The organism is Actinomyces sp. HMT 175, assembly GCF_016694895.1.
Classification (GTDB): Bacteria; Actinomycetota; Actinomycetes; order Actinomycetales; family Actinomycetaceae; genus Actinomyces; species Actinomyces oris.
Genome location: NZ_CP068012.1, coordinates 1,623,818 through 1,639,302, shown reverse-complemented (window position 1 = coordinate 1,639,302; position 15,485 = coordinate 1,623,818). Strand labels below are relative to the sequence as shown.

The 15,485-nt window shown below is 68.6% G+C and carries 9 protein-coding genes and 2 tRNA genes; 6 read left to right on the top strand and 5 right to left on the bottom strand.

The features are described from left to right. Positions 1-116 precede the first annotated feature (116 nt). The 4 genes from dxs to pflA all read left to right on the top strand — a co-directional run bounded on the left by dxs (position 117) and on the right by pflA (position 5,896). Positions 117-2,174 carry a 1-deoxy-D-xylulose-5-phosphate synthase gene (gene dxs, locus JJJ14_RS06975; RefSeq protein WP_201443693.1) on the top strand — a complete coding sequence of 686 codons (2,058 nt, stop codon included), beginning with the start codon at positions 117-119 and terminating at the stop codon, positions 2,172-2,174. Positions 2,175-2,560: 386 nt separating this feature from the next. After that, the gene (locus JJJ14_RS06970) at positions 2,561-4,675 is read left to right on the top strand and encodes a pyruvate formate lyase family protein (protein ID WP_201443692.1); all 2,115 of its coding nucleotides are present in this window, start codon (positions 2,561-2,563) and stop codon (positions 4,673-4,675) included. A gap of 76 nt (positions 4,676-4,751) precedes the next feature. Next, positions 4,752-4,997, top strand: a complete 246-nt coding sequence (gene grcA2, locus JJJ14_RS12710; protein WP_009406209.1) for an autonomous glycyl radical cofactor GrcA2 — start codon at positions 4,752-4,754, stop codon at positions 4,995-4,997. Between the two features lie 23 nt (positions 4,998-5,020). Further along, positions 5,021-5,896 carry a pyruvate formate-lyase-activating protein gene (pflA, locus tag JJJ14_RS06960; protein WP_004564789.1) on the top strand — a complete coding sequence of 292 codons (876 nt, stop codon included), beginning with the start codon at positions 5,021-5,023 and terminating at the stop codon, positions 5,894-5,896. A gap of 110 nt (positions 5,897-6,006) precedes the next feature. Here pflA and JJJ14_RS06955 read toward each other — a convergent pair whose 3' ends face one another. The 5 genes from JJJ14_RS06955 to glgX all read right to left on the bottom strand — a co-directional run bounded on the left by JJJ14_RS06955 (position 6,007) and on the right by glgX (position 14,868). Beyond that, the gene (locus JJJ14_RS06955; protein ID WP_201445103.1) at positions 6,007-7,281 is read right to left on the bottom strand and encodes an HRDC domain-containing protein; all 1,275 of its coding nucleotides are present in this window, start codon (positions 7,279-7,281) and stop codon (positions 6,007-6,009) included. Between the two features lie 98 nt (positions 7,282-7,379). Then, positions 7,380-7,985 (bottom strand): DUF3000 domain-containing protein, encoded by a 606-nt coding sequence (locus JJJ14_RS06950; protein WP_442859438.1) that lies wholly within the window; start codon positions 7,983-7,985, stop codon positions 7,380-7,382. 152 nt (positions 7,986-8,137) lie between these two features. Beyond that, positions 8,138-9,937, bottom strand: coding sequence for a malto-oligosyltrehalose trehalohydrolase (gene treZ / locus JJJ14_RS06945; protein ID WP_201443690.1), 1,800 nt, complete (start codon positions 9,935-9,937; stop codon positions 8,138-8,140). Continuing rightward, positions 9,934-12,567, bottom strand: coding sequence for a malto-oligosyltrehalose synthase (treY, locus tag JJJ14_RS06940; protein ID WP_201443689.1), 2,634 nt, complete (start codon positions 12,565-12,567; stop codon positions 9,934-9,936). The genes treZ and treY overlap by 4 nt, the downstream gene beginning before the upstream one ends. A 93-nt stretch (positions 12,568-12,660) precedes the next feature. Beyond that, complete coding sequence (gene glgX, locus JJJ14_RS06935; RefSeq protein ID WP_004564794.1) at positions 12,661-14,868, bottom strand: glycogen debranching protein GlgX; 2,208 nt, start codon at positions 14,866-14,868, stop codon at positions 12,661-12,663. Positions 14,869-15,082: 214 nt separating this feature from the next. On the opposite strand from glgX, the gene JJJ14_RS06930 reads away from it, so the two are divergent. Together JJJ14_RS06930 and JJJ14_RS06925 are read left to right on the top strand one after the other, a co-directional pair. Further along, positions 15,083-15,155, top strand: a tRNA-Gly gene (locus tag JJJ14_RS06930). 1 nt (position 15,156) lies between these two features. Beyond that, positions 15,157-15,231, top strand: a tRNA-Val gene (locus tag JJJ14_RS06925). Positions 15,232-15,485: the final 254 nt, after the last annotated feature.

Below are 15,485 nucleotides of genomic sequence, written 5' to 3'. Positions count from 1 at the left end.
GACCCCTTCGCCTCGTCAACGGCTACCCTGTCCCGAGTGCCGCTTCAGCGACCCGCCGCGGCTCGCTCTTGAGCGACACGAACAACTCGTCACCACCTTCGACAAGGAGGCGCACCGTGCCAGCAGCTGCTGAGCGCCCGGCAGGGCCCGCCGGACAGACCGGCAAGGCGCTCCTGCCCTGCGTGCGCAAGCCCGCCGACCTCGATCGGCTCACCAGCGAGCAGCTGGTGACGCTCGCCTCGGAGATCCGCCAGCATCTTGTCGCCTCAGTGGCGCGCACCGGCGGCCACCTCGGCCCCAACCTTGGGGTCGTCGAGCTGACGATCGCGCTGCACCGCACCTTCCGCTCCCCGCGGGACACCATCGTGTTCGACACCGGCCACCAGGCCTACGTCCACAAGCTGCTCACCGGTCGTCAGGACTTCTCTCATCTGCGCGAGCGCGGTGGCCTGTCCGGATACCCCTCACGGGCCGAGTCCGTCCACGACGTCGTGGAGAACTCCCACGCCTCCACCTCCCTGTCCTGGGCCGACGGCATCGCCCGGGCCAACCACCTGCAGGGCCACGACGAGCGCCACGTCGTCGCCGTCATCGGGGACGGCGCCATGACCGGGGGAATGGCCTGGGAGGCCCTGGACAACATCGCCGACTCCTCGGACCGCCACCTGGTCATCGTCGTCAACGACAACGGCCGCTCCTACGCCCCCACCATCGGGGGACTGGCCCACCACCTCGACGCGCTGCGCACCAATCCCGGTTACGAGCGTGTCCTGTCCGGGGTCAAGCGGACGCTCCTGTCGCAGGGCGCCCCCGGTCGGGCCGCCTTCGACGCCCTGCACGGACTCAAACGGGGGCTCAAGGACGTCCTGGTTCCCTCGGCCTTCTTCGAGGACCTGGGGATCAAGTACACCGGACCGGTCGACGGCCACGACATCACGGCCGTCGAATTCGCCCTCACTCGCGCCCGCGAGTACGCCGAACCGGTCATCGTCCACGTCATCACCGAGAAGGGGCGGGGCTACACCCCGGCCGAGGAGCACGTCCCCGACCGCTTCCACGCGGTGGGCCAGATTCATCCCGAGACCGGTTTGCCGGTGGTGGCCGAGCGTTTCGGCTGGACCGCCGTCTTCGCCGAGGAGATCGTCTCCCTGGCCCGCGGCGATGAACGGATCGTCGGGGTCACCGCCGCCATGCAGGCCCCGGTGGGCCTCCAGCCCCTGGCCGATGAGATGCCGACGCGGGTCATCGACGTCGGCATCGCCGAGCAGCACGCGCTGACCTTCTCCGCCGGCCTCGCCTTCGCCGGCATGCACCCGGTGGTCGCCCTCTACGCGACCTTCCTCAACCGCGCCTTCGACCAGGTGCTCATGGATGTCGCCCTGCACCGGGCCGGAGTGACGATCGTCCTGGACCGGGCCGGAATCACGGGAACTGACGGGGCCAGCCACAACGGCATGTGGGACATGGCGCTGTTGGCGCACGTTCCTGGTCTGCGCCTGGCGGCCCCCCGCGACGAGGCGACGCTGCGCGAGAGCCTGCGCACAGCCGTGAGCACTGACGATTCCCCCACCGTCGTGCGTTACCCCAAGGGCGCGCTACCCGAGCCCCTGACCGCGTTGCGACGCCTCGGTCCGGAGTCGGAGGAACCGGGGCGCGGCGGAGATCCGGCGCACCAGGACACGCCTTCCGTGAGTGTCTTCGACGTCGTCGATGTCCTGCTCGAGAGCCGCCGGCCGGCCGGTGGCGCGCGGATCCTGCTGGTGGGGGTGGGTGCCATGGCCACCCAGGCCTACGAGGCCGGCAGGCTCCTTGAGCAGGAGGGGTACGCCGTCACCGTGGTGCACCCGCACTGGGTGATTCCTGCCCCGGCTCCTCTCGTGACGGCCGCTGCCGACGTCGATGTCGTCGTCGTGGTCGAGGACGGTCTGGTCGACGGCGGTATTGGTTCCCAGCTGCGTGACGCGGTCGAGGAGTACCAGGCCGCCCACAGCACCACCGGGGACTCGCCGGTCTTCCGCCGCATCGGCGTTCCGCGCCAGTTCGTCGACACGGCCACCCGTGCTCAGCTGATGGAGGACTTCGGCATGCGAGCGGCTGATATCGCCCAGACGGCCCGCAGGGCGGCCGACGGCGTCGCAGGGCCCCGCGCCGACCAGGACCTTAGGGCCGAGTAGGGCACGAGTAGGGCAATGGAGGCGGCGCCTCGGCTCCGGTTCCCCGCACGGTAACAGGAATCCGCTGGGACACCTGTCCTAATCATTCCGATAGGTTGATGCGCTGGGAACGCGGCCCCATTCGTCCTCGTTGTCGAAGGCTGGAGGGAGTTGGTGGCTGGTGGCGGAGATTTTCCTGAGGGGTCGATATAGGGACTTATGTCCTGGATTGCGACGACGGTGATCGCCCTGTGAGTCATCTAACCGGCTCTTCTTGGGACCAGCGACCCACAAGCCATCCTCTGAGTTCTAGTCTGAGACCGACGGCGCGCCGATGTGCCGCCTCGCCTCGCAAAGGGCGATCACAACCGGGTGGCTCTCCGGTCACCCACATGAGGAGGGCACGGATGACCACTGAGGTCACAACATCTGCCACCACGGCGAGCGGCAATGACGCCTGGGAGGGCTTCGTTACCGGACCGTGGACCGAGGACATTGACGTCCGCGACTTCATCCAGCGCAACTACACCCCCTACGACGGCGACGCCTCGTTCCTTGCCGACGCCACGGACAAGACCCTGCGTCTGTGGGACACCCTGGAGAAGAACTACCTCTCCGAGGAGCGCAAGGTTCGCATCCTCGACGTCGACACCCACACCCCCGCCGACATCGACGCATTCCCGGCCGGCTACATCAGCGAGGACGATGACGTCATCGTTGGTCTGCAGACTGACTCCCCGCTGCGTCGCGCCATGATGCCCAACGGTGGCTGGCGCATGGTGGAGACCGCCATCAAGGAGGCGGGCAAGGAGGTCGACCCCGAGGTCAAGAAGATCTTCACCCGCTACCGCAAGACCCACAACGACGCGGTCTTCGACATCTACACCCCGCGCATCCGCGCGGCGCGCTCGAGCCACATCATCACCGGTCTTCCCGACGCCTACGGCCGCGGGCGCATCATCGGTGACTACCGCCGCGTGGCGCTCTACGGCGTCGACTTCCTCATCGAGGAGAAGCAGAAGGCCAAGGACGCCGTGGCGGACAAGCCCTTCTCCGAGCACTGGGCCCGCTACCGCGAGGAGCACTCCGAGCAGATCAAGGCGCTCAAGAAGCTCAAGGTCATGGCTCAGAGCTACGGCTACGACATCTCCGGCCCGGCCAAGAACGCCCACGAGGCGGTCCAGTGGACCTACTTTGCCTACCTGGCCTCGGTGAAGTCCCAGGACGGCGCTGCCATGAGCATCGGCCGTCTCTCCGGCTTCCTGGACATCTACTTCGAGCGGGACCTGCGCAACGGGGTCATCGACGAGACCCGCGCCCAGGAGCTCATCGACAACATCGTTATGAAGCTGCGCATCACCCGCTTCCTGCGCACCATCGACTACGACCAGATCTTCTCCGGCGACCCCTACTGGGCCACCTGGTCCGACGCCGGCTTCGGTGAGGACGGTCGTGCCCTGGTCACCAAGACCTCCTTCCGTCTGCTGCAGACCCTGCGCAACCTCGGTCCGGCCCCGGAGCCGAACATCACGATCTTCTGGGACGAGAACCTGCCGCAGGGCTACAAGGACTTCTGCGCCCTCATCTCGATCACGACCTCGTCCATCCAGTACGAGGCCGATGAGCAGATCCGTGAGCACTGGGGCGACGACGCCGCGATCGCCTGCTGCGTGTCCCCGATGCGCGTGGGCAAGCAGATGCAGTTCTTCGGCGCCCGCGTCAACTCCGCCAAGGCCCTGCTCTACGCCATCAACGGCGGCCGCGACGAGATGACCGGCAAGCAGGTCGTCACCGGTCTGCCCGGCATTGAGGGCGACGGCCCCCTCGACTTCGACGAGGTCTGGGACAAGTACGAGAAGATGCTCGACTGGGTGGTGGCCACTTACGTCGAGGCCCTCAACATCATCCACTACTGCCACGACCGCTACGCCTACGAGTCCATCGAGATGGCGCTGCACGACTCCGACATCGTGCGCACCATGGGCTGCGGCATCGCCGGCCTGTCGATCGTGGCCGACTCCCTGGCGGCCATCAAGTACGCCAAGGTCACCCCGGTTCGCGACGAGACCGGCCTGGTGGTCGACTACGTCACCGAGGGCGACTTCCCGATCTACGGCAACGACGACGACCGCGCCGACGACATCGCCGCCACCGTGGTCCACACGATCATGTCCAAGATCAAGGCCCAGCCCTTCTACCGCGACGCCATCCCGACCCAGTCGGTGCTGACGATCACCTCCAACGTGGTCTACGGCAAGGCAACCGGCTCCTTCCCCTCGGGGCACCAGAAGGGGACCCCCTTCTCGCCCGGAGCCAACCCGGAGAACGGGATGGACACCCACGGCATGGTCGCCTCGATGCTCAGCGTCGGCAAGCTCGACTACAACGACGCCCTCGACGGCATCTCGCTGACCAACACGATCACCCCGCAGGGACTGGGGCGCACGCTCGACGAGCGCGTCGCCAACCTCGTGGGCATTCTCGACGCCGGCTTCGTCCCGGACGACTGCGCCGAGATCTGATCGAGCCGCTCAATCCGGTCGATCACACCGCAGCAATTTCCACACATCGATCACATCACCTCAGAAAGGGGCCACCATGGCCACGTACGAAGAGCGCCTCGCCTCCATGAAGGCACAGCGTCAGGACAACGGCGGCGTCAAGGGTCTGTACCACGCCAACATCAACGTCCTGGACCGCAACACCCTCGAGGACGCGATGGAGCACCCGGAGAACTACCCGAACCTCACGGTTCGCGTCTCCGGTTACGCCGTCAACTTCGTCAAGCTGACTCGCGAGCAGCAGCTTGACGTCCTCCACCGTACCTTCCACTCCCAGGCCTGAGCCCTGGAGCACGGCGAGCGGTCATGACGCAGACCACGACGACCGTGCGCGACGGCGGTCGGGACCAGGACTTCCTGGCCCCGGCCGCCCGCTTGCGCGGTGCGGGTATCGGCGGGCTCGAGGAGCTGACGGATCTTCAACGCTCGGAGCGCCTGGCTCGGATGCGCGATGGCGAGCTGGGCTCGATCCACTCCTGGGAGCTCGTGACCGCGGTGGACGGCCCCGGCACCCGGATGACGGTCTTCCTCAACGGATGCCCCCTGCGGTGCCAGTACTGCCACAATCCCGACACCTTCCTCATGAAGGACGGGGAACCGGTGGAGGCCTCGGAGCTTCTCCGCCGCATGCGCCGCTACCGGGGGGTGTTCCGCGCGTCCAAGGGCGGGATCACGCTGTCGGGCGGCGAGGTCCTCATGCAGCCGGCCTTCGCGGGCAGGCTCCTGGCTGGGGCCAAGAAGATGGGCATCCACACCTGCATCGACACCTCAGGATTCCTGGGCGCCAATGCCAGTGACGAGATGCTTGATAACATCGACCTGGTCCTGCTCGACGTCAAGAGCGGTGACGAGGAGACCTACAAGAAGGTGACGGGGCGCTCCCTGGCCCCGACCATCACCTTCGGTGATCGTCTGGCGGCCAAGGGGATCGAGATCTGGGCCCGGTTCGTGCTGGTCCCGGACCTGACGGATGACCCTGAGAACGTCCACAACGTGGCCCGGATCATCGAGCGCTGGGGCTCGGTCAGCCGCGTCGAGGTGCTGCCCTTCCACCAGATGGGTACCGACAAGTGGGACGCCTTGGGACTGACGTACCAGCTTCGTGACACCAGGCCCCCGGAGCCGGAGCTGGTGGAGTCCACTCGCGCCATCTTCCGTTCCTACGGCTTCGAGGTCCACTGAGGCCGGCGAAGGTCACTGGTTTCTCGAGCCGAGCTCCTCTGACGAGAATTACGTCGTGCGCCGTCCACGTCACCGTGGGCGGCGCACTGTGGTACGCGCGTGATGGCGCGTCAGCCCAGTGCTGCGGCGAGAGCGGGGGCGGCCTGCTCGATCTGCCACGGCCTGGCCCCCATGGCGGCCAGACGCTCACTGATCTCCTGAGCAGTGACTCTGCCGGTACGACCGGCCTCGATCTCCGCGCCGAGGTCCCAGGCCAGATGACGTTGGCACTCCGGGGTCAGGAGGAGCTCCTGGGGCACGCGGATCTCCTCAGCGTGCTGTCTGATGGCCGCGCGTACCTCGGTGAGCCGCTCGGCGGCCGCGGCGTGGTGGCGCTGCCAGGAGCGCGGATGGGGGAGCTCGCCGGGCGCCAGTGGTGCGCGGGTGGGGGGAAGCTCGTCGTCGGACAGCTCCAGGGCGCGTTCGATGGCTCTCCACCAGCGCTCCTGGTTCTGGCGGGCCTGGCGGGAGGAGAACTCCTTGAGGGCGCTCATCTTGCGTCGTGACCGGGGGCGGGCGACGGCAGCGGCGACGAGTGCCTGGTGGGGCAGGACCTTGGAGGGGGTGCGGTCGAGCTCTGCGGCCAGCTGCTCGCGCGAGTTCCACAGCTCGCGCAGGATGGCCAGTGAGCGGGGGGAGCGTACGGAGCTGCCTGCTCGTGGGGTCTTGCGCCACGGGTCGACCTTGGCCGGCTTGGCCGGCTTGGTGCGCACGTGCTCGAACTCCTGGGCGGCCCACTGGTCCTTGCCGGCTGCTTCGAGCTCGGTGGCCAGAGCGTCGCGCAGGTCGATGAGCAGCTCGACGTCGAGGGCGGCGTAGGTGAGCCAGGAGGTGGGCAGGGGTCGGGTGGACCAGTCCGCGGCCGCGTGGTCCTTGGCCAGACGCAGGCCCAGGGTCTCCTCGATGACGGCGCCGAGCCCGACGTGCTGTCGGCCCAGGAGGCGGGCTGCCAGCTCGGTGTCGAACAGGGAGGCGGCCTTCAGCCCGCGTGCGGTCAGGCAGGGGATGTCCTGGTCGGCGGCGTGGAGGATCCACTCGGGTCCGTCAAGGGCTGCGGCCAGCTCGGTCAGAGGCCCGGTGGTGACCGGATCGATGAGTAGAGTGCCGACGCCGTCCCGGCGCAGCTGGATGAGGTAGGCGTCCTGTCCGTAGCGGAAGCCTGAGGCTCGTTCGGCGTCGACGGCGACGGGGCCCCGACCGGCCGCCAGGAGCTGAGCGGCTCGGTTCAGCTGGGTGGGGGTGGCGGTGATCTCGGGGAGCCCGTCCTTGGGACGGGGGTAGTCGACGATGTCGTGCGGGTTGATGGGGTGATCTGTTGTGCCAGGGGGGACGGCTGGGCGGGGCACGGCCGAGGTCGCAGCTGGGCGGGGCACGGCCGAGGTCGCAGCTGGGCGGGGCACGGCCGAGGTCGCAGCTGGGCGGGGCACGCCGGTGCGGCGGGGCGTCACCTTCCGGCTCCGGCGAGAGTGAGGGGGTGGACTGCGGCCGGTTCATGGCCGGAGGCGACCAGCAGCAGCTCGTGCCAGGCGGTGAGGTGGGGGCCGAGCTGGGGGGTCGTGGGGGACCAGGACGCCCGGATCTCGGCGTGGGCGCATGAGTCGGTGAGGGTCAGTCCACCGAAGGTCTCGGACAGGACCCTGGTGACGGTTCCGACCAGTGCGTGGTAGCCGGCGCGGGAGTCCTCCAGGCCGTCGGTGAGCCAGCTCCAGGCGGCGGACTCGAAGACGGGGTCCATGCCGATCTCGTCGTCGATGCGGGCGCGCGCCTGCACCACGATGCGGAAGTCCCCGTCCCAGGCCTCCTGGCCGTCGGGGTCGTGGAGGACGACGAAGCGTCCGGTGGCCATGGGGGTGGCGCCGACTGTCTCCACGGTTTCGGCGCTCAGGGCGGCGGAGTAGGGGGCCAGCTTCTTGGGGGCGGGCACCTCCTCCATGAGGAGCCCTCGGGGGCGGGGCGCGTCGCGAAGGGACAGGAGCGCTTCCTCGAATCGTTCGGGGATGCCACCTGCCTCGTTCTGACGCGGCCTACCGTTGACAGTCACGGATGCCACGCTAGTGCGCTACCGCAGTGGGCACATGAAGCCACGCCGCTGGGAGGGTTGCATTGTGTCAACGAGGTGCCTGCCTTTCTGAACGGATGTGCATCGGCCGCTTCCGGTTCGCCGGCATCTGGTCGGCCGGGGAAGCCTCCTGGTGAGGCTCGTCAGCGTCGGGCGATGAGCGTCTGTCCGGGGGGCAGGAAGGACGGGGCGGAGCCGACCGGGGCCCAGGAGAGGAGCACGTCACTCAGCTCGGGAGCGGGCCGTGGCCTCCCGGAGAGGTTGGTGACGACGACGATGTCCTCGTAGGTCACGGTGACAACGTCGTCGGTGTCATCGATCTGCGGCCACGCGGTGCGCTGGGACCAGGCCAGCTCGCGGCGTAGGGCGGTCAGTGCCCGGTACCAGGACAGCATGTGGGCGTGTTCGGTCTTGTCCAGCTCGGACCAGTCCAGGCGTGAGGCCTCGACGGTCCCGGCATCCTGGGGGTCGGGGATCTCGTCGGCGTCCCAGCCGAAGCCGGCGAACTCCCGGGCGCGCCCCTGGCTGACGCTGCGGGCCAGGTCCTCCTCCTCGTGGTCGGTGAAGAACTGGAAGGGGGTGCGGGTTCCCCACTCCTCGCCCATGAAGAGCATGGGTGTGTAGGGCGACAGGAGCACCAGGGCGGCAGTGGCGGCCAGGGCGGCGTCGTCGAGACCGGCTGAGGGGCGGTCCCCGACGGCTCGGTTGCCGATCTGGTCGTGGTTGGATCCGAAGACGACGAAGCGCCTGGGGTCGGTGTCCTCGGGGACGGGGGCGCCCCAGACCCGGTCCCGGAAGGTGGACCAGATGCCGTTGTGGAGGAAGGCGCCGCCATAGGCCTTGGTCCACGCCCCGGGCTCGGCGAAGTCGGCGTAGTAGCCCTGCGCCTCCCCGGTGATCCGTGTGTGCAGGGCGTGGTGGACGTCGTCGGCCCACTGGGCGGTCATGCCCAGGCTGGGGGTTGCGGCGGGGGGCTCCTGGTCGGTGGGGGTGATGACTCCGACGTCGTTGAGGTCGGCCTCGGCCACCAGGCTCAGGGGCCGGTCCAGCTCGTCGGACAGCGCGGCCACGGCGTTGGAGAGCTCGGCCAGGACGTGCGTCTGTGGAGGGTCGGCGGCTGCGGCGTCGTCCTTGATCTCGTGGATGGCGTCCAGGCGCAGGGCGTCGATGTGGAAGTCTCGCAGCCAGCGCAGGGCCGAGTCGATGACGAAGGCACGCACCTGATGACTGCCGTCGTGGTCGTAGTTGACGGCCTCACCCCAGGGCGTGTGATGGGCGGGGGTGAAGTAGGGGCCGAAGACGCTGAGATAGTTGCCCGACGGGCCCAGGTGGTTGTAGACGACGTCGAGGCACACGCCGATGCCGGCTCGGTGGGCGGCGTCGACGAAGCGCATCAGGGCCTCGGGGCCCCCGTAGGCCTCGTGGACGGCCCACAGGCCCACCCCGTCGTAGCCCCATCCGGCTCGACCGGGGAAGGCGGCCAGGGGCATGAGCTCGACGATGTCGACGCCCAGCTCGGCCAGGTGATCGAGCCGGGAGATGGCGCTGTCCAGGGTGCCCTCGGGGGTGAACGTGCCCACGTGGAGCTCGTAGATGACTGAGCCGAGCAGGTCCCTGCCCATCCAGTCCTGATCGGTCCACTGCCAGGTGGTCGGGTCCACGGTTCGTGAGGGGCCGTGGACGCCGTGGGGCTGGAAGGCGCTGCGGGGGTCGGGGCGGTCGGGGGAACCGTCGACCCGGAAGGCGTAGTCGGTGCCCGGCTCCAGGTCGAAGGGGGCGGTCCACCAGCCGTCGGGGACCGGGACCATGTCAACCAGCCGGTCATCCAGTCCCTCATCGCCGGGCAGGTGCAGCTCGACCCGCCTCGCCGTGGGGGCCCACACGGGAACGCGGGGGCCCACAGGCAGGGCCGGTGACTGCCAGGTCCGGGATGCCGGGCTCATCGGGCGGCCTCCTGCTCCTGGACGGCCTGGTCTGAGTCGGTCTGGGAGTCGGGGGAGCCGACCCTGGACAGGACGACGACGGCATCGTCCCCGACCACCTCGGCCAGAGGCTGGCTGCCTCCCTCCACGGTGCCGGTGCGCAGGACGTGCTCCCAGGTCCCCTCCGGCAGGACGATGCTCTCCTCACGCCATCCCCCCAGCTGCTCGAGCCGCCGGGACAGGCGCCTGACGATGACGACGACGTCGGGGATCTCGTCGAGCAGGCGGGCGTAGGCGAAGGCGAAGGAGGTGGTCACCGGGATCGTGCGGTAGCCCGAGCGGGGACCGACGAAGGTGTGGGGGCGAGCGGCGCGCAGGCGCGCCAGGCGGGAGGTGAGGAAGAGCTTGTCCTCATCCAGGCTGCGCGGTGCGGCTCCGGAGTCGAGGCGCTCCAGGGCGCTGATGAGACCCGAGGGCCCGGCGTAGTCGACCGTGCGGCGGTTGTCGGGGTCCACCAGTGAGGTGCGGGTGATCTCGCTGCCCTGATAGATGTCGCTGACCCCCATCCAGGTCAGGGCGAGCGCCTTGCCGGCGAGGATCGCGGTGCGCACGGACCTGGCCGTCAGGGCCGCGAAGGCCTCGAGCTCGTCGCGGACCTCCTCGCTGGTGAGCAGATGGGCGGCGTAGTCGGTCAGGGCCTGTTCCCGAGCCAGGTCCGGGGCGGTCCAGGTGGTCCAGATCTTCTGCTCCCGGGAGGCTTTGATGAGATAGGCGCTGAGCCGCTCGGGGGTCATGGGGTCGTCGCTGTCGGGCGCCCAGGTCCCCCACAGGGTCTGCCACAGCAGGTTCTCGCTGCGTCCGTCGAGGTCCAGGGGGCGGACCTGCGCGGTCATGGCGCGCAGACGGTGGATGAGGTCGCTCCACTCCTCGGCATAGGAGGCCAGCACGTCCAGGCGGGCGCGCACGTCCTCACCACGCTTGGTGTCGTGGGTGGTGGAGGTGACCATCGTGTCGGGCCAGGTGTTCTGGACTCGGTCGGCCCAGGCGTGGGCCTCGTCGGCACTCAGCGCGAAGCCGGCCGGGTTGCCGCCGACCTCGGTGAGGCTGGTCAGGTGGGTCCAGCGGTAGAAGGCCGTGTCCTCCACTCCCTTGGCGGTGACGGCCCCGCACACCTGCTGGAAGCGGATGATGGCCTCGGTGCGCTCGGGGGACTCAGACAGGCCCTCGGAGCCGACCGGCTCACCCAGGAGGATGGCGACCACGAGGTCGAGGGTCTCTCCCTGGTCCGGCTCGAGGCGCTGGCGCGCCCGTTCGGCGTCCGCCTGGAGGACGGCGGCCGTCTCCGGGCCTGGGGGCGTCCCGGGAACGACATAGACCCGGTACTGGTCTGCGGCCACGAGCAGCTCGACGACGCAGGCCCGCAGGTCGCGCAGGGTGTGGTCGCGCAGGCGCACGTCCTGGGAGGTCAGGGAGTCCAGGATGCGGGCCAGACGGTCGACCTCCGCGGCCAGTGAGCCGGCGATGACCTCTCGCTTGGCCTCCTCGACGATGCGGTCGTAGTCCACCGGAGCGTCCCCGGTGAGCTCCTGCATGAGCGCGCCCAGGCGGGCCGCGCCGGCGGGGTCCACCTGGAGCTGGTCGATCCGCCAGGCGGCGTCGTAGCCGGTGGTTCCGGCCACCGGCCAGGAGGTGGGCAGGGACTCGTCGGGCGCCAGGATCTTCTCCGCGGCGATCCACGCCCCGCTGGTGGCCTCGGCCAGCTGGGTGAGGTAGCCACCGGGGTCGGCCAGGCCGTCGGGGTGGTCGACCCGCAGGGCGCTGATGACTCCGTCTCTCATGAGATCGAGGATGAGGCCGTGGCTTCCGGCGAAGACGTCGGGCTCCTCGACGCGGATCGCGGCCAGGGTGCCGACATCGAAGAACCGTCGGTAGTTGATCTCCTCATCACCGACCTTCCAGTAGGCCAGGCGGTAGTGCTGGCGCTCGACGAGGACGTGCATCGGCAGCGCCTCGGTGCCCTGGGCAACGGGGAAGGCGTGGTCGTAGTAGCGCAGCACCCACTGCTCGCCCAGATCCTCCTGCCCCGGAACCACCATCTGCTCCAGGGTGAGCTCATCATCGGCCAGGACGGCGCCGATGCGCTTGCCCAGGATCGGCATGAGGATGGGCTCGTCCAGAGAGAGGTCGAACCAGGCGGCGTAGGGGGAGTCCGGTCCCTCACGCAGCACCGACCACAGGGGCAGGTTGTGCCAACCGGGGGTGGGCACGGCCATGTGGTTGGGAACGATGTCCACCACAACGCCCATCCCATGGGCGTCGGCCTCGGCGGCCAGGGCCTCGAGCTGCTCCCTTCCTCCCATGACGGCCGAGACCCGGCGGTGATCGACGACGTCGTAGCCGTGGGTGGAGCCCGGCGCGGCGGTGAGGATCGGGGAGAGGTAGAGGTCGGTGACTCCCAGATCGGCCAGGTAGGGGACCAGGGCCTTGGCGTCTGCGAAGGTCAGATCCTCACCGAGCTGGAGACGGTAGGTGGTCACCGGCGTCCGGTGTTCCGGAGCCGGCACGTGCCCCGACCACGGTGCGTAGGCGGGTGTCTCCGCAGAACCCGCCGAACCTGCCTGATCCACTGCTGCGTCCACTGCGTCGGTCATGTCACTTCCTGAAGCTCGTCTGGTCTGCGTCGGGTGGTGCTGCTTGATGGGTGATGTGCGTTCGGTGGTGCGCCGGAGGGCCGCGGAGAGCCCCTACCTCGGGTGGCGCTCCGTGGTGGCGGCGGACTCGGGGGCGTCGATGAGGAAGAGCATGGAGCGGGCCTCGACCACGACGGTGTCGTCAGCAGCGAGAACCGGGTCGGAGTCCCCGTCCACTGCGGGAGCCGTGTCCAGCGCGACCTTCCAGGTGGGGGCGTACCCCTCGCCGGGCAGGGTGAAGGTGATGTCCTCGTCGGAGGCGTTGATGAGTACGAGGAAGGAGTCGTCCACGATCCTCTGGCCCCGCTCATCGGGCTCGGCGATCGCCTCCCCGTTGAGGAAGACCATCATGGCCCGGGCGTACCAGGTGGTCCAGTCCTGGTCGGTCATGGACTCACCGGCCGGAGTGAGCCACTCGATCTCGCCGAGCTCGCTCTCCCCGCCGTGGCGGGCGTCCCCGGTGAAGAAGCGCCGACGCCGCAGCACCGGGTGGTCGCGACGCAGCCACATCATGGTGCGGGTGAACTCCAGCAGGTCGTTGTCCTGCTCACTGAGATCCCAGTTGACCCAGGAGATCTCGTTGTCCTGGCAGTAGACGTTGTTGTTGCCCCCCTGGGTGCGTCCCATCTCGTCGCCGTGGCAGATCATGGGCACGCCCTGACTGAACAGGACGGTGGCCAGGAAGTTGCGGGTCTGGCGCTGACGCAGCTCGGTGATCGTCGGATCGTCGGTGGGCCCCTCGGCGCCGCAGTTCCAGGACCGGTTGTTGTTGTCCCCGTCTGCGTTGCCCTCGAGGTTGGCCTCGTTGTGCTTCTCGTTGTAGGAGACCAGGTCACGCAGCGTGAAGCCGTCGTGGGCGGTGACGAAGTTGATGCTGGCCACCGGGGTGCGCCCGGCATGCTGGTAGAGGTCGGAGGAGCCGGTGATACGGGAGGCGAACTCGCCCAGGGTGGAGGGCTCCCCGCGCCAGAAGTCGCGCACGGTGTCGCGGTACTTGCCGTTCCACTCGCTCCACAGGGCCGGGAAGCCGCCCACGTTGTAGCCGCCGTCGCCCACGTCCCAGGGCTCGGCGATGAGCTTGACCTGGGAGAGCACCGGGTCCTGGTGGATGATGTCGAAGAAGGCGCTGAGCTTGTCCACCTCGTGGAACTGGCGTGCCAGAGTGGAGGCCAGGTCGAAGCGGAACCCGTCGACGTGCATCTCGGTGACCCAGTAGCGCAGCGAGTCCATGATGAGCTGGAGGACCGCCGGCGAGCGCATGAGCAGCGAGTTGCCGGTACCGGTGGTGTCGAAGTAGTGGCTGGCCGAGCCATCGACGAGGCGGTAGTACGAGCTGTTGTCGATGCCTCGGAAGGACAGCGTGGGGCCCAGGTGGTTGCCCTCGGCCGTGTGGTTGTAGACCACGTCCAGGATGACCTCGATGTCGGCCTCGTGGAAGGCCTTGACCATGGACTTGAACTCCTGGACCTGCTCACCCTCGGCGCCGTAGGCGGCGTAGGTGTTGTGCGGGGCGAAGAAACCGATCGTGTTGTAGCCCCAGTAGTTCGACAGGCCCTTCTCCTGCAGGTGGGTGTCGTTGACGAACTGATGGACCGGCATGAGCTCGATGGCCGTCGCACCCAGGTTCTTGAGATGGTCGATGACGGCGGGCTGTGCCAGACCGGCGTAGGTGCCCCGCAGGTCCTCGGGAACCATCGGGTGCAGCTTGGTCATGCCCTTGACGTGGGCCTCGTAGATGATCGTCTCGTGGTACTCGTGGTTCGGGGGACGGTCGTGGCCCCAGTCGAAGTAGGGGTTGATGACCACCGAACGCATGGTGTGGCCCGCCGAGTCCTCCTCGTTGCGCACCTCCGGGTTGTCGAAGGAGTAGGAGTACAGCGTCTGGGACGGGGTCACCTCGCCGGAGATCGCCTTGGCGTAGGGGTCCAGCAGCAGCTTGGAGGGGTCGCAGCGGTGACCGGAGGCCGGGTCGTAGGGGCCCGCCACCCGGTAGCCGTACTTCTGGCCCGGAGAGATCCCGGGCAGGTAGGCGTGCCAGACGTCACCGTCGACCTCCTTGAGCGCCACCCGCTCCTCGTGGCCCTCGTCGTCGAACAGACACAGGTCGACACCGGTGGCGGCCGAGGAGTAGAGGGCGAAGTTCGTTCCCGAGCCGTCATAGGTCGCCCCGAGTGGGTAGGGGTGGCCCGGCCAGATCTGGCGCTGGGGGCCCTCCTGAGGTTCCGGTGCGGCCTGAGGCGTCGGTGTTGTCGGCGTGGTCATGGGGACTACCCTGCCACGACTGAGGTGCGAAGGCAGGAGAGTGGGAGAAAGACATGTCACGTCGGAGCGTCTCCCGGCACGTCCCGGGTGCTGCTCGGTGATCGAGGCGGGTCGGCGGGGCGTGAGACACCTCATGAGGACACGGGCTCGGCTGCGTTTTGCCTCCGAGGGATACCTCTGCTAACTTTCTTCCCGCACCCCACAAGGGTGTCACGCGGATGTGGCTCAGTTGGTAGAGCATCACCTTGCCAAGGTGAGGGTCGCGGGTTCGAGTCCCGTCATCCGCTCGGGCGATTGGCGCAGCGGGAGCGCGCTTCCCTGACACGGAAGAGGTCACTGGTTCGATCCCAGTATCGCCCACCAGAACCGATAGTCGAAGTGAGCCCGGAGCCCAGCGCTCCGGGCTCTTGTCGTTCTTCGGGAAGGCGGCCTCGCGCAGGGTGGCATGTGTCACCGTCAGGCCGCGATGTCGTCGTCGAGGTGCGGATTATCGCGCGGAATCACGCTGGATTGAGGGGGTGGGGTGGAGACGGTCGGGGACGGTCCCGTGTCTGGATCGTGATGTTCCTGGAGCGGTCGGGAACGGGGCGTCCCGGCGTGCTCTACCATCTGGGGAG

Coding starts and splice junctions, on each gene's coding strand:
- JJJ14_RS06970 (WP_201443692.1), top strand. CDS start 2,561: ATGACCACTGAGGTCACAACATCTGCCACCACGGCGAGCGGCAATGAC.
- grcA2 (WP_009406209.1), top strand. CDS start 4,752: ATGGCCACGTACGAAGAGCGCCTCGCCTCCATGAAGGCACAGCGTCAG.
- pflA (WP_004564789.1), top strand. CDS start 5,021: ATGACGCAGACCACGACGACCGTGCGCGACGGCGGTCGGGACCAGGAC.
- treZ (WP_201443690.1), bottom strand. CDS start 9,937: ATGAGCCCGGCATCCCGGACCTGGCAGTCACCGGCCCTGCCTGTGGGC.
- treY (WP_201443689.1), bottom strand. CDS start 12,567: ATGACCGACGCAGTGGACGCAGCAGTGGATCAGGCAGGTTCGGCGGGT.
- glgX (WP_004564794.1), bottom strand. CDS start 14,868: ATGACCACGCCGACAACACCGACGCCTCAGGCCGCACCGGAACCTCAG.